Raw genomic sequence first — 13449 nt, 5'->3', positions numbered from 1 at the left:
GCGCTCCCCGGCCCAGGTGTGCGGGCCGGGCGAGCGGCAGACCAGCTGGTGAGCTGGGTTCAGCTAAACCGACCGGCGGGTGTGGCGGGCGGAGAATCGGCGAAATTGCCGGGGGCCAGGGCGCGCAGGAAGAACACCAGGTTGGCGGGACGCTCGGCGAGCCTGCGCATGAAGTAGCCGTACCACTGATCGCCGTAGGGCAGGTAGACCCGCAGCCGGTGTCCGGCTTTGACCAGGCGGCGCTGTTCGGCGTCGCGGATGCCGTAGAGCATCTGGAACTCGAACTCGCCGGTACTACGACCGTTGTCCCGCGCGTACTGCTGAGCGGCGTCGATCATGCGCGGATCATGGGTGGCGACCATCGGGTACCCCGGACCCGCCATGAGGATCGCCAAGCACCGGAGATACGACTCGTCGACCTCCGTCCGGCGCTGATAGGCGACGGCGGGCGGTTCGCGATACGCGCCCTTGCACAGGCGGATTCGAGAACCCGCGAGCTCCCGGCAGTCCGCCTCGGTGCGTTTCAGATAGGCCTGTAGCACCGTCCCCAGCTCCGGGAAGTCACCGCGCAACTCCCGCACGATCGACAGGGTCGAATCGGTGGTGGTGTGGTCCTCGGCATCGATGGTGACCGCCGCCCCGACCGCCCGCGCCGCCGCGCAGATCTCGCGCGCGTGCTCCAGCGCGATCCGATGCCCGTCCCGGGGCAGGGCCTGCCCGAGCGCCGAGAGCTTCAGCGAGACCTCCAAGGGACCCGCGGGCGCCGTAGCCGTCTGATCACCGCTGAAGGTCCCCTGCACGTGCGCCAGCGCCGACAACAGCTTCAGGTAGTGCTCGACGGTGGCCCGCGCCTGCCCGACGTCGGTGGTGTCCTCGCCGAGATAGTCGATGCTGATCCGGCGGCCGGATGCCAGCAGCGGCGTTGCCGCCGCGATCGCCTGCTCCTCGTCGTCGCCGGCGACGAACCGGTCGACCAGCCGCCGCGTCGGCGACATCCGGCGCACGGTGCGCTCCAGCCGCGGCGACCGGGCGGCGGCCAGCATGGCGGGGCGCAGCAGTCCGTTGGCCATCACTGCTCTTGATGCGGGTAGCGGTACTCGGTCGGCGGCACGAACGTCTCCTTGATGGTGCGCGCGGAGGTCCAGCGCAGCAGGTTCATCGGCGACCCGGCCTTGTCGTTGGTGCCCGAAGCCCGCGACCCGCCGAAGGGCTGCTGACCGACCACCGCGCCGGTCGGCTTGTCGTTGATATAGAAGTTCCCGGCCGCGAACCGCAGGGCGCTGGTGGCACGCGCGACCGCGGTGCGGTCCTCGGCGATGACCGCGCCGGTCAGCCCGTAGCTCGCGCCCCGATCGACGAGATCCAGTGCGGCATCGAAGGATCCGGCCACCGAGTCGTCATAGACGTGCACGGCCAGGATCGGCCCGAAATACTCGGTGTGAAACGCCTCGTCGGCCGGGTCGTCGCCGAGCAGCACCGTCGGCTCGACGAAATAGCCGACGCTGTCATCGGCCTGCCCGCCGACCGCGATGGTCAGACCGGCCGTCGCCTTGGCCCGCTCCAGCGCGTCCACATTGCGATCGAACGCGCGCCGATCGATCAGCGCCCCACCGAAATTCGAGAAATCGGTGACGTCGCCGTAGCGCAACCCGGCGACCTTCTCGACCAGATCCGACCCCATCTTCGCCCACACCGATTTCGGGATGAACGCCCGCGAAGCCGCCGAGCACTTCTGGCCCTGATAGTCGAACGCGCCGCGAATCAGCGCCGTGCTCAGCACGTCCGGGTCCGCCGAGCTGTGCGCGATCACGAAATCCTTGCCGCCGGTCTCGCCGACCAGACGCGGATAGGATCGGTACTCGCTGATATTCGCCGCCACCGAACGCCACAGATGCTGGAACGTCTTGGTGGAGCCGGTGAAATGCACGCCCGCCAGCCGCGGATCGGCCAGCACGACATCGGAAACCTTCGGCCCCGCGCCGTGCACCAGGTTGATCACCCCGGGCGGCAGGCCGGCCGCCTCCAGCAGCCGCATCGTCCAGTACGCCGCAACCGACTGCGTCAGCGCGGGTTTCCAGATCACGGTGTTGCCCATCAGCGCCGGCGCGGTGGGCAGGTTGGCCGCGATCGCGGTGAAGTTGAACGGGGTGACCGCGTAGACGAACCCTTCCAGCGGCCGATAGTCGAGCCGGTTCCACACCCCGGGCACCGAAATCGGCTGCTGCGCCAGGATTTCCCGCGCGAACTGGACATTGAACCGCCAGAAATCGACCAGCTCGCACGGTGCGTCGATCTCGGCCTGATACGCGGTCTTGGACTGCCCCAGCATGGTGGCCGCGGCGATGGTTTCCCGCCACGGCCCGGCCAGCAGATCCGCGGCGCGCAGGAAGATGGCGGCGCGATCCTCGAAGGACAGCGCCTGCCAGCCGGGCGCGGCCGCGGTCGCCGCGTCCACCGCGGCGCGCACGTCCCGGGCCTTGGCGGCGGTGACGGTGCCCAGCACCGCCGCGTGCCGATGCGGCTGCACCACCTCGATCACCGGTCCCTCGGTGCGCCGATGCACACCGCCGATGACATTGTTCACCTCGGTGCGTTCGGCGCCGAGTTCGTCGAGTTTCGCTCGCAGCCTGGCCCGTTCGGGGCTGCCCGGAGCGAAGGTTCCCACCGGCTCGTTGGCGGGCGGGGGAGTGGTCGCGATGGCGTCCATGCTCTGCCTCCTGAAAAGAGTGGTAGCGCGGTAGCACTGGAGGGGAGTCAACTCCGGAAAACCCTGCGAAGGATCGGCCGATCGGACAAAGATGGGATGTCTGGATTGTCCGATCGGCCGAAGGTTGCTCTGCCATGCGTGTTCTGCTCGACGGTGAAACCGACCTGTTCGGGCTGGCCCAGCTGGTGGCGCAGAACGCGGGCGGCATGGTCTCCATCGAGGACCCGGAGTCCCACGTGCTGGCCTACTCGGCCTCCGGCGAGGCCGCCGACCCGCTGCGCATCCGCTCGATCCTGGGCCGCGAGGGCCCCCGCGATTACCTGCGGATGCTGCGTGACTGGGGTGTGTTCGACCGGCTGCACCGCACCGACGACGTCATCGATGTGCCCGCCCATCCGGAGCTGACGATCAAGCGGCGCTTGGCGATCAGCATCCGGCAACCGTCGGCGACGCCGGGCGTCGCGCCGCGGTTGCTGGGCACGATCTGGCTCCAGCAAGGAGACGCGCCGTTCGAAACCGGTGCGCCCGATGTGCTGCGCGGCGCGTCCGCCATTGCCGCCCGGATCATTTCGCGGATCCTGGACGCCCCCTCCACCGAGGCGCTGATGGTGCAGCGGCTGTTCGGCGTCCGGGGCGAGGGCGTCGACATCCCGTCGGTCGCGGGCGCGTTGAATATTCCGGCGAACGGTCCGGCGGCGGTGCTCGGCTTCGCCGCCGGCGACGGGCTCTCCGACGCGGTGGCGGGTCTGATCCGGCTGCACGCCAGCGCCTTTCGCCGGGACGCGGTGACGATGGCGCACGGCGCTCGAATCTATGTGCTGCTGCCGGGGTTTCGATCCGAGCGCGCGGTCACCGCCTGGGTGCGCCAGGTGGTCGAGCGCTTCGACACCGACAAGTCGATCGCCTTGCACGCGGCGATCGCGATCCCCGTCGCCGATTTGGCGGCGGTGGCGGGCGCGCGCCGCGAAGTGGATCGTGTCCTGGACAGTCCCGCCGATTCCTTCCCGCGGGGCCGTGTCACCACGCTGGCCGAGTCGCGCACCGCGGTGCTACTGGGCGAGATTCTCGACCTGCTGCGCACCCGGCCGGATCTGCGCGACCCGCGCCTGGACGCGCTCTTCGATTACGACCGCGGCCATTCCGCGAACCTCCGGGACAGCGTCGAGGTCTATCTGCGCGAGCACGGCGAGGTGCGGAGCGCGGCGCGGGCGCTGCGGGTGCACCCGAATACGTTGCGGTACCGGATCCGTCGCGTCGAGCAGCTCACCGGGATGAGCCTGGCGGACCCGGCGGACCGGCTCCTGCTCGAAGTGCAACTCACCCTGCGCAGCGGCGAGACCGGCTGAATTGGCATTTCGTGCAAGCCTCGTCGATTGCACGAAATGCCAATTCTCCCCCGGTCGGGAGGCGTCGATGTCCCCTCCAGCGCGGACATTCATCGACGTCTCCCGTAGTTCACCGGCGCGTCACCGCACCGAGTCGAGACGATAGAGCGGAACGACCGTGCACGGCACGGCATTCGGATGGTCCGGGTCGAGCGCGTTGCCGATCATCGCGACCGCGGTCGGCGAGTACGGCTGGGCGAAATGCTGGGAGAAGTCCGTGGGGCAGCGGTCGTCGATGAACTGTGTGCTCGCGTTGGCGGCCCCGGCCGGCGGCAGCATTCCGCCGAGCATCCCCATCTCGTCGGCGCGTCCGGTGATCTCGGTGTAGCGGATTCCCGGTTGCAGGACCAGGGCTTTGCCGAGCGACCACGGATCGAGAATGTTCAGCCACACCGGCGGGACCTTGCCGTTGTAGAGGATCGCGTCGTAGAGCTCGCGCGGAATGATCCGGCGTGCGATCGACTCCACGTCGACCGGCAGGCTGGTCATCGAGAACGGCGAGGACAGCAGCACCATGCGATCGACCTTGGCGGCGGCGCCGAGCTCGTTCACGTAGTACCGGGCGAGCACGCCGCCCTGAGAGTGCGCGACGACATCGATCTTCTGCGCGCCGGTCGCCGCGAGCACCCGGTCGACGGTGGCGGCGAGTTCGGGTGCGGACAGCGGGATCGGATCCAGGCCGTTGAGCCCGGGCGGCACGTCGTAGAGGGTGCGGCCGTAGTTCAGCGTGAACACGCAGTAGCCCTGATTGGCGAGGTACGGCGCGATCGCGGTCCAGTTCACCGCGTCCGACAGGAATGTCGAGCCGACCAGGACCACCGGATTCGGATGCGCCGCCGACGGCTCGCAGCCGTAATCATTGGCGCCGGGAACCGCGGCGTCCCAGGTGGTTCCGGCGATCCGCAGCATTTCGGCATTGCCGTAGTGCACGGGCAGCTCGGCGGCGTGCGCGCTACCGCAGGCCAGGACGGCGGCCGTGGCCGCCGCCACCAGTGTGCCGATCAACCGCGTACCCATCAGGTGTCTCCTACTTCGTTGTCCGGGCCGACACTAACATGAACCTGAATCATGTTCAGGTTTTCTGTGAAATAGTTATCCGGTGATCGCTCGCAATCCAAGTTCCCGGCGCGCGCCGGTGCAGCAACGCAGCCGCGCCCGTGTCGAACGGATCCTGCAGGCGGCGGCCGAACTGCTCGAGGAACAGGGCCCCGCGGCCGTGACGACGCGCGCCCTGGCCGTGCGCGCCGAGATCCCGGTGGCCACGCTGTACCAGTACTTTCCGAACCGGGAGGCGGTGCTCGCCGAGCTCGCCGGCCGCGCGGCGGACCGGGCCGACCAGACACTGGGCGCGAAATTGGCGGCCATCACCGCCGCTTCGCTGGCCGAGGCGGTCGACCAGCTGCTGGAACTGCATCGCACTCAATACCGCCCGCACCCGGAGATCGTCGCGATGTACTACGCCCAGCGCGGCTCCGGCGACTTCCCGGACGCCCACGAACACCGTCGCCGCATGGCCGCGATGGTGCACGCGCTGCTGCTCGAACGCGGCTGGCTGGCCGCCGGGACCGGGCAGTTGATCACCGAGGTCGCCATCGAATTGGGCGACGGAATACTGGAATTGGCGTATCGCCGGGATCCGAACGGCGACCCGGAGGTATTCGCCGAGGCCGCCTTGGCCATGACCCGCTACCTCGAGGCATACGCCCCGGAGTAGTGGTGCACCCTGGCATGCTGGTGCTCATGGCGACATGGCAGGAATTCGTGAGCGAGGCGCCAGAGCTGGCCGCACAGGTGAAAGCCCGGTTCGAGGCGCATGAGACGCATGTATTGGCCACGCTGCGCCGGGACGGCGCCCCTCGGGTGAGTGGGTCGGAGGTGCAATTCCTCGGACCGGACTTGATGTTCGGGTCCATGCCCGCCGCCCGGAAGGCGGCCGACCTGCAACGTGACGGGCGGTGCGCCATCCACGCCCACCCCGGCGACGGTGATGCCAAGGTCATGGGTGTCGCCGTCGAGATCACCGGTCCGGCGAAGGAAGCCTTCGGCTCGCCACCGGATGTGCACGACTTCCGGCTGGATCTCACCGAGGTGGTTTTCACCTCTGTCGACGCGGCCGCGGAGTTGCTCGTCATCCAGCACTGGCGTCCCGGCCGGGGCGTGGCGATCACCAAGCGCCGCTGATCCCTGCCGCCGATTTGGCCTGGGTGAGAACGGATTCCAGCATGGCGTCGGTGAGCAGCCCGGTGGACGTGTTGCGCTGACTGACGTGATAGCAGCCGAACACCTGCATGGGCGCGCGATCGGATCCCTTGGGGGGCAAGGTGATCTGAACCCCATGCCCGAACTTGGGCCGCGGCCGCGGGATTTCCCAACCGGCTCCGTCGAGCACAGGTAGCAACGCCTGCCAGCCGAACCCGCCGAGCACGACGATCGCCCGCACCGTCGGCGCGAGCAGATCCAGTTCCGTCTCCAGCCAGTGCCGGCAGCGATCACGCTCCTCGGGCAGCGGCTTGTTGTCCGGCGGTGCGCAGTGCACCGGCGCGGTGACCCGGGCACCGAGCAGCTGCAGACCGTCCCCGCGATGCACCGCCGTCGGCTGATTCGCCAGCCCCACCGCGTACATCGCCGCATACAGCACATCGCCACTGCGATCACCGGTGAACATCCGCCCGGTCCGGTTCCCGCCGTGCGCGGCCGGGGCCAGCCCGACGATCAACAGCCGCGCATCATCCGGGCCGAACCCGGGAACCGGCCGCCCCCAATAGGTTTCGTCCCGGAACGCGGCCCGCTTCTCCTGCGCCACCTGCTCCCGCCAGGCCACCAGCCGCGGGCAGGCCCGGCAGTCCGACACGGCTGCGTCCAATTCACCGATGGTCCGGCACATCCCTCGACTCAACCACGGATCGCCACCCGAACTCCGCCGACAGGTCCGCGTTCAGGCGAGTTTGTCCAGGATCGCGGCCAAGGCCCCGGCCTGCCGGATGACCCCGACATGGCCTGCGGGCAGGCTATGGACGTCGAAGGGATTGTCCGGTGCGAGGCGGTCGGCGTCCTCGATCATTTTCCTGCTCAGTGCCTCGGAGATGACGTTGTCCCTGGTGAGCCGGATGTAGCTGCGGGGTATCCGTCCCCAGGTCTCCGCTTCGACCCGGGCGTCGGCGAAGCTGGTCTGAGCGGCGTCCTCGGGTTGCATGCAGTAGTTGAGGATGGGGAGCATCTGGTCCAGGGTGACCTCGGGCATGTTGGTGATCCGGAAGTCCTCCAGGGCTGCCGGATCGGCCGAGCGCAGGTTGAAGCGGATGATGCCGCGGGCCACCGAATCCATCCCCAGGAACAGCGAATGGCCGGGGTTCGGGGTCGGGACATCCTGCAAGGCTTCGGGCGTCTGGCTCAGCGTCATGGCGCTGGGGGCCTCCGGCGTGGCGGGGCAGAACGCGGAGACGTAAACGACGCGGTCGATGAGGTCAGGGACGGCGTTGCCGACCAGGCCGATCGTAATGCCGCCGAGACTGTGACCGACCAGCACGACCGGGCCGTGCCGGCGCACCTTCCGCACGACATCGATGACGTGAGAAACATTGTCCGCCAGAGTGATCCCGGACATCGGCGAGGTTTCGGCGCTGAACGCGGGCAGGTCTTGTGCTTGATAGGACAGTGATATCGGAGCATCGAGTCCGTGCCCTGGGAGGTCTACCGGCAGGCTGCGGTGACCCAGGAGCGCCAGTTCGCGGACGACGGGCGTCCAGAAGAAGCTGTTGCTGACCAGGCCGTGGACGAAGACGAATGTCGTTGTGGCGGTTCCAGTTTCAGGCACGATCGATTCATTACCCGAATCGGCCGACGGTCAACCCCCGTGTCGCCCACGCCGCGATCCGGCGGATTTGCGCGCATCGAGTCAGGAGTAGCTGAAGAATTGCCCAAATGGCAGTAGTCTCCAATGGCAGACCCTTCCGGAGCAACCCGAATGGAGTCCTGATGTCAGAGCCGAGCTATGCCGAGCTGGACAACCGTGCGGCCGCAGTAAGCGATCAGGTCGTCCGCTGGCGTCGTCATCTGCATCAGCACCCGGAGCTGTCGAACCGCGAGACGAAGACGGCGGCGCTGATTGCTGAGCATTTGCACTCGCTGGGGTTGGATGAGGTGCGCACGGGGATCGCCGGTCACGGGATAGTCGGTGTGCTGCGCGGCGGCAAGCCTGGCGACAACGTGATCGCGCTGCGCGCCGACACCGACGCGCTGCCGGTGCCCGACCTGTGCGGAGTCGACTTCGCGTCGAAGGTCGTCGATCAGGACTATCCGGGTGGACCCTTTCCGGTTTCGCACGCCTGCGGGCACGACTGTCACACGTCGATGCTGATGGGTGCGGCGTCGGTGCTTGCCGGAGTGCGCGAAAATCTGCCGGGCACAGTACTGTTCGTCTTCCAGCCGGCGGAGGAGGGCCCGCCAGTCGAGGAAAGTGGCGGTGCGGCGCGGATGCTCGCCGAAGGCGCGCTGGACCAGCCGGCGCCGACGATGGCCTTCGGCTTCCATGTCACTCCATTTCCCAAGGGGTACATCGGGTATCGCGTCGGAAACCAGTTCGGCGCGTCCTGCCTGATCAAGATCGTGATCACCGGGCAGCAGGTGCACGGTTCCACGCCGTGGATGGGTGTGGATCCGATGCCGCCCGCCGGCGCCATCCTGACCGGCGTCGGCCAGTTGTACCGGCAGATCAACGCGTTCGACCCGGTGACGGTGAGCATCGGGCACGTCGAGGATGTCGGGCGGTTCAACATCATCGGGCAGACCGTCACGCTGTGGGGCACCATCCGCTGCGCCATCGAGACGGACATGCCGGACGTGCAGCAGCGAGTCGACACGCTCGCCACGCACACCGCCCAGGCCTACAACTGTTCTGCCGCAGTCGAATTCCTGCAGGACGTGCCCGCCGTGCACAACCGGCCGGAATGGGTCGAAGCGGCGCTGCCGACGTTCCGGCGGGTCGCGGGCGCGGACAAGGTGCTGGAGACGCCACCCACCCTCGGGTACGACGACGTCTCGGAGTTCGTCAACAAGTACGGCGGGTTGTATGTGACGCTCGGCGTGCAGGACGCGGAGATCGGGCCGAAAGGGATGCCGCAGCCGCAGCCGGGCGGTCGCGGGATGTACATGAACCACAATCCGCACTTCTACGCCGACGACGACACCTTGGCCATCGGTGTGCGACTGCACGCCCAGGTCGCCTTCGATCATCTCAGCGGCACCCTATCGCCTGGCGCCTGAAACGTGTTCTAGACAAACTCGGTGATCTGTCTTACCGTGGCGACATGTCGTCAGGGTTGTCCAGCAGTGTCCGGTTCGAGTTGCGATCGGGGGTGACCTGGCGGGATCCGTGGCAGATGTATGCCGCGCTGCGGGATCACGATCCGGTGCATCACGTGGTTCCAGAAGCCGATCCGGAGTCGGATTACTTTGTGCTGTCCCGGTATTCGGATGTGTACGAGGCGGCCCGCGATCCCGCGACCTACTCCTCGGCCTCCGGGATCACCATCGACTACCAGGACCTGGAAAAGGTCGGGCTGGGCGAGAATCGCCCGTTCGTGTTCACGGATCCGCCGGAGCACACCGACTTTCGCAAGCACGTCTCGAAGGGCTTCACCCCGCGTCAGGTGAGCGCGGTCGAACCGGCGGTGCGGGAGTTCGTGATCGAGCGCATCGAGCGCCTGCGTGCCGCCGGCGGCGGCGACATCGTCACCGAACTGTTCAAGCCGCTGCCGAGCATGGTCGTCGCACACTATCTCGGTGTGCCGGAAGCGGATCGGTCCAACTTCGACAGCTGGACCGAGGCGATCGTGGCGGCCTCGGCGCAGGGGAACGTGGCGGACGCGCAGGCGGCGGTCGGGGAGCTGCTGCAGTACTTCACCGGCTTGATCGAACGCCGCCGCGGCGAACCCGGCGACGACACCATCTCGCATCTGGTAGCGGCCGGCATGGGCGCCGACGGTGATTTCGCCGGGATCCTGGCCATCCTCGGCTTCGCCTTCACGATGATCACCGGCGGCAACGACACCACCACCGGAAACCTCGGCGGCGCAGTGCAATTGCTGCACCAGCGGCCCGATCAGCGGCAGCTGCTGATCGACGACCCGAGCCTGATCTCGGACGCGGTCGAGGAATTCCTGCGTCTCACCTCCCCGGTGCAGGGCCTCGCGCGCACGGTGCGACGTGACGTCGAGCTACACGGCACCACCATCCCCGCCGGACGCCGGACCCTGCTGCTGTACGCCTCGGCCAATCACGACGAGCGCGAATTCGGCTCCAACGCAAGCGAACTCGATGTCCGCCGCCGCCCACGGCAGATCATGACCTTCAGCCACGGCAACCACCACTGCCTCGGCGCGGCCGCCGCTCGCATGCAGGCACGAGTCGCCTTGGAAGAGCTGCTGACCCGCTGCCCGGACTTCACGGTCGACCTCGACGGCGTGCGCTGGTCGGAAGGCAACTACGTGCGCTGGCCCACGAACGTGCCGTTCCGGGTCGCGGGATGAGTGCTCCAGCGATGCGGAAATCCAAGTGCGGCAACGGCTCGCTGTGGCCGCGAGGTGAATCGTCGTGGTGAGTGGTTGGCTTCGCGACGAGCGGAACGACGCGGCGGTGGAGCGCATCCTCGATGCCGCCGGGCAGCTCTTCGCCGAACGCGGCGTCGCCGAGACCGGGATGGCGGAAGTCGCCCGGGCAGCGGGATGTTCGCGTGCGACGGTGTACCGGTACTTCGACAACCGGCAGGCCTTGCGCTTGGCGTTCGTCCATCGGGCGGCGCGACGGCTGGGCGCGGAGGTGGTCGAGGAAGTCGCGGAAATCGATGACCCGGTCGAGCGGATCATCGCGGCAATGCTCGCGGCGGTGCACGCCGTGCGGGCGGAGCCGCTGCTGATCGCCTGGTTCACACCGGCCAACGCGGGATTCGCGGGCGACATCGGTCAATCGTCGGCGGTGATCGAGGCGATGGCCGGGAACTTCATCGGCGCGCACGGATCGGAACCACCGCCGCTGGCCCGCTGGATCACCCGCGTGATCGTCTCGCTGCTCACCGCGCCGGGCCGCGACGCCGCCGAGGAACGCGCCATGCTGGAGGAGTTCGTCGCGCCGCTGCTGCAGGGGGTGCCGGCGACATAGGCGTTGCCCGGCGGAAGTAGGTGATTCTCACCGACGCGAGCAACGGCGTCCGTGCGTGATCGTGATGGCAGGACGACACAAGCGCACGCAAAGGACGACATGATGAGTAACGAAACCGCCCCCGCCGCGGGACACACCCGCGCGAGGGTGCCCCGCGGTCTGGCCATGACCGGCCTGGCCTCGGCTATGTTCCTGGTTATTCTCGACGCGGCGATGGTGAACCTCGCCGGGTCCACGATCCGCGACGGCCTCGCTCTCACGGCCGGCGAACTCACGGTCGTGGTGGACAGCTATCTGGTGGCCTTCGCCGGTCTGCTGTTGCTCGGGGGCCGTCTCGCCGATGTGCTCGGGGCCCGGCGGATGTTCCTGACCGGAATGGCCATCTACCTTGCGGCGTCGGCCTTTTGCGCGCTGGCCACCAGCGGCGGAATGCTGATCGCTGGACGGATCGGGCAGGGGGTCGGGGCAGCGGTGGTGATGCCGGCCGCGCTCTCGCTCGTGCTGGCCCTCTACTCATCGCCTACGGAACGCACTCGCGTGCTGGGCATCTGGGGTGCGGTCGCCGGCGCGGGCAGCCTCCTCGGTGTCTTTCTCGGTGGGACGCTGACCGAGTTGCTCGGCTGGGAAGCAGTGTTCGTGGCTCCGGTGCCGTTCGGCATCATCGGGGCGATCATCGTCTGGCGCTCGGTACCGGTGTTCCCCGGCCGTAGCGGCCGGTTCGACGTGCTCGGCGCGGTCACCATTACCGCCGGGATCTCCGGCCTCGCGCTGGGCATGGTCTCGGCCTCCGAAGCCGGATGGAGCGCGCCCAGCACCGTTCTCGGCCTAGTGGTCGGCCTCGGGGCGGTGGTGGCGTTCGTGATCGTCGAGCGGCGCGCCGCCCACCCCCTGGTGCCGCTCGGCGTCTTCAGTCGAAAGCCGGTGGTCACCGCCAACCTGGTGATGTTGCTGATCGGCGGCACGCTGACGAGCCTGTTCTTCTTCCTGCCGCAATACCAGCAGGACGTACTCGGAATGAGCCCGCTGACAGCCGGAATGACCCAGATCCCGATCGCCCTCATGATCATCGTGGGCAGCGTCGGGGCGCCGCACCTGGCCCGGCGCATCGGATCGGCACGCGCGCTGCCGGTCGCCCTCGCGGTACTGCTCGCCGGCTTTTTCTGGCTCGCGATCGATCCCACGACCACCGGATTCTCGATCAGCTTGCTGGGCGCGTTCCTGCTGATCGGCACCGGACTGGGACTCAGCGCCGTGAACGCCACCGCAATGGCGGTGCGCGACAGCGCCGACGGTGAAGCGGGCCTGCTGAGCGGATTGGTCAACGCCGCACAGCAGCTCGGTGGCGCGGTCGGGCTCGCCGCGTTGGCCGGGATCGCCATCGGCACCGCGGGAATACACGGAGACATCTCCTTCACCACCGCGTTCCTCGGCCTGGCCGCGCTCATCCTCGTGGCCGTCGCTCTCGCCGTCGCTCTGCCGCGCATCTCCACGGCCACCCCACCTCGCCCGGCTGTTGTGAGCACGCGCTGAGCTTGCGTCGACCAGTTCCACCCGGCGTAGTCCTCGGCCTGGCCGAGGACTACGCGCGTGCGATCAGATCCTCTCCGGGGGCGTAGCCCCGACCAGCACGGCGACAACCTGCCGCAGGCGGTCGACATCGCCGCGGATGCCGGCGGCGCGGTCGTTGTACAGGAACGCTTCGGCCAAGCGGACCAGGGAGTAGGCGAGCAGCGGCCGGTCCAGTGGTGGCTGGTAGCCGTCCTCGCGCTCTACGCGCGCGATCAACTCCTCGACGGCCGCAATGGCTCTCGTCTGCACGGGCCCGTCACCGGCGGTGATGATGCGCAGCCCGGACAGCGGCTCGTTCTCGAAGTAGCGGCGGAAGGGTTCGTTGTCGGATTCCCACCGGGCGACCCGGTCGAACACCTCGAGCACGCGCTGCGCCCCGGTCGTGCGGCAGCGGCTGTCGGCGCGGGCGATCAGGCCCTCGTACTCTTGGACCAGCATGGCGCCGAGCAGACCGTCGCGGGAACCGAACCAGCGGTAGACGGAGGCGCGGCTGAGGCCGAGTTCCGCGGCGATCGCCTGCACGTCGACGCGCTCGCCGGCCAGGAAGGCGCGGCGGGTGAGTTCGAGGACCTGTTCGCGGGTGGCCGAGGCCGGGCGGCCGGGGGAACGAGTCGACGGGGGGTTGCGCACCGG

Annotated in this window: 13 protein-coding genes; 7 read left to right on the top strand and 6 right to left on the bottom strand. The window is 68.4% G+C overall.

What is annotated here, in order from left to right:
• Positions 1–59: 59 nt before the first annotated feature.
• The gene (locus AB0M14_RS27350; RefSeq protein WP_364999701.1) at positions 60–1073 is read right to left on the bottom strand and encodes a proline dehydrogenase family protein; all 1014 of its coding nucleotides are present in this window, start codon (positions 1071–1073) and stop codon (positions 60–62) included.
• Positions 1070–2707 carry an L-glutamate gamma-semialdehyde dehydrogenase gene (pruA, locus tag AB0M14_RS27345; RefSeq protein ID WP_364999700.1) on the bottom strand — a complete coding sequence of 546 codons (1638 nt, stop codon included), beginning with the start codon at positions 2705–2707 and terminating at the stop codon, positions 1070–1072. The genes AB0M14_RS27350 and pruA overlap by 4 nt, the downstream gene beginning before the upstream one ends.
• A gap of 134 nt (positions 2708–2841) precedes the next feature.
• Here pruA and AB0M14_RS27340 point away from each other — a divergent pair, with 134 nt between their 5' ends.
• Positions 2842–4053, top strand: a complete 1212-nt coding sequence (locus tag AB0M14_RS27340; RefSeq protein WP_364999698.1) for a helix-turn-helix domain-containing protein — start codon at positions 2842–2844, stop codon at positions 4051–4053.
• Positions 4054–4173: 120 nt separating this feature from the next.
• Here AB0M14_RS27340 and AB0M14_RS27335 read toward each other — a convergent pair whose 3' ends face one another.
• On the bottom strand, positions 4174–5109 hold the full coding sequence (locus tag AB0M14_RS27335) for an alpha/beta fold hydrolase (protein ID WP_364999696.1): 936 nt from the start codon (positions 5107–5109) through the stop codon (positions 4174–4176).
• 82 nt (positions 5110–5191) lie between these two features.
• Here AB0M14_RS27335 and AB0M14_RS27330 point away from each other — a divergent pair, with 82 nt between their 5' ends.
• Positions 5192–5806, top strand: a complete 615-nt coding sequence (locus AB0M14_RS27330) for a TetR/AcrR family transcriptional regulator (protein ID WP_364999694.1) — start codon at positions 5192–5194, stop codon at positions 5804–5806.
• A 26-nt stretch (positions 5807–5832) separates the two neighbouring features.
• Complete coding sequence (locus AB0M14_RS27325) at positions 5833–6273, top strand: pyridoxamine 5'-phosphate oxidase family protein (protein ID WP_364999692.1); 441 nt, start codon at positions 5833–5835, stop codon at positions 6271–6273.
• Here AB0M14_RS27325 and AB0M14_RS27320 read toward each other — a convergent pair.
• Positions 6257–6976, bottom strand: coding sequence for a uracil-DNA glycosylase (locus tag AB0M14_RS27320; protein WP_364999690.1), 720 nt, complete (start codon positions 6974–6976; stop codon positions 6257–6259). The genes AB0M14_RS27325 and AB0M14_RS27320 overlap by 17 nt on opposite strands.
• A 51-nt stretch (positions 6977–7027) precedes the next feature.
• Positions 7028–7906 (bottom strand): alpha/beta hydrolase, encoded by an 879-nt coding sequence (locus tag AB0M14_RS27315; protein ID WP_364999688.1) that lies wholly within the window; start codon positions 7904–7906, stop codon positions 7028–7030.
• 161 nt (positions 7907–8067) lie between these two features.
• On the opposite strand from AB0M14_RS27315, the gene AB0M14_RS27310 reads away from it, so the two are divergent.
• From AB0M14_RS27310 to AB0M14_RS27295, 4 genes are all read left to right on the top strand, one after another.
• Positions 8068–9354: an amidohydrolase gene (locus tag AB0M14_RS27310; RefSeq protein ID WP_364999686.1), complete on the top strand. Its 1287-nt coding sequence runs from the start codon at positions 8068–8070 to the stop codon at positions 9352–9354.
• A 44-nt stretch (positions 9355–9398) separates the two neighbouring features.
• Positions 9399–10619: a cytochrome P450 gene (locus tag AB0M14_RS27305; protein WP_364999684.1), complete on the top strand. Its 1221-nt coding sequence runs from the start codon at positions 9399–9401 to the stop codon at positions 10617–10619.
• Positions 10620–10683: 64 nt separating this feature from the next.
• A complete protein-coding gene (locus tag AB0M14_RS27300) occupies positions 10684–11247 on the top strand; it encodes a helix-turn-helix domain-containing protein (protein WP_364999683.1) in 564 nt (187 codons plus the stop codon).
• Positions 11248–11349: 102 nt separating this feature from the next.
• Positions 11350–12777, top strand: a complete 1428-nt coding sequence (locus AB0M14_RS27295) for an MFS transporter (RefSeq protein WP_364999682.1) — start codon at positions 11350–11352, stop codon at positions 12775–12777.
• A 63-nt stretch (positions 12778–12840) separates the two neighbouring features.
• Here the strand turns inward: AB0M14_RS27295 and AB0M14_RS27290 are convergent, their stop codons facing one another.
• Positions 12841–13446 carry a QsdR family transcriptional regulator gene (locus tag AB0M14_RS27290; protein WP_364999680.1) on the bottom strand — a complete coding sequence of 202 codons (606 nt, stop codon included), beginning with the start codon at positions 13444–13446 and terminating at the stop codon, positions 12841–12843.
• Positions 13447–13449 lie beyond the last annotated feature (3 nt).

This window comes from Nocardia sp. NPDC051832 (assembly GCF_040681285.1).
GTDB lineage: Bacteria > Actinomycetota > Actinomycetes > Mycobacteriales > Mycobacteriaceae > Nocardia.
The sequence above is the reverse complement of the archived record's forward strand: the minus strand, read 5'-3'. Positions and strand labels throughout refer to the sequence as shown.